Source organism: Vibrio sp. HI00D65, from assembly GCF_001635455.1.
Lineage (GTDB): Bacteria > Pseudomonadota > Gammaproteobacteria > Enterobacterales > Vibrionaceae > Vibrio.
The window spans coordinates 1-775 of record NZ_LWEH01000316.1 but is presented as its reverse complement, the minus strand read 5'-3'; the positions used below and the strand labels follow the sequence as shown (position 1 = coordinate 775).

1 protein-coding gene is annotated in these 775 nt (G+C 39.3%); it reads right to left on the bottom strand.

Features of this window, described 5'->3' with window-relative positions; translation table 11 throughout:
- Positions 1-251, bottom strand: a 251-nt coding sequence (locus tag A3712_RS28445; RefSeq protein ID WP_231891843.1) for a hypothetical protein, incomplete at its 3' end; no start/stop codon positions are given.
- Positions 252-775: the final 524 nt, after the last annotated feature.

Below are 775 nucleotides of genomic sequence, written 5' to 3'. Positions count from 1 at the left end.
CTAGGTAACATTATGATTAAGTAGCTAGCGACATACAAAAATATGCCTAGCGTAAATTGTTCTTCAAATTTAGCTTCCCATTTTAATATGTAGAATAGTGGAGAAACAAAAACAGGAACAAAGACTAAATATATGAGCATTGAAGCTACAAACTTCAATATACCAGACAGCACGCTAGCAACAGCCAACAGAAGTTGAATGTAGAGCATCATTGCTAATAGCATAGCTATAGAACCAATTAGAATAAACATAGAAGTTCCACCTCCACATATCTCCAAGCACTTAACGCTTGCCTAACAGGCGGAAAATAGCAGGCTAAAATTAGCGACGAAGGAGCGCAAGCCTACTGTTTTGCGTCCTTGGTTTAGGCACTTGTTAGGTGTTTTCTTCGTAAATATCTATTACATGACAAGCTTGAAAAGTGACAAGTTGTCCGCACTGCACACAATCACTGCCAGCAGGATCATTATCTAATTTGCCCTTATAGTAATTAGGGTAAACGTCTGTAATTTCTACCCACATACGTTCAACCGAAACTTCGTCAGAACCTATGTTCTCTTCCATGCTGAAAATTAGCTTTACCAAATCGCCTACTTTAAGAGATTCCCTGTCTTCTTTTTCAGGGATCCAGAATGTGTCTGGATATTCCTTATTTAATTCTTCTCCATTATCCAATTGATAATGCTCTCTTTCATAGGTTGGCAGAATCATCAAAAACCTCGAAACACCTAACGCCNTGTTAAGGGGTGAGCAACGCAATACCGATGCCGCCGCA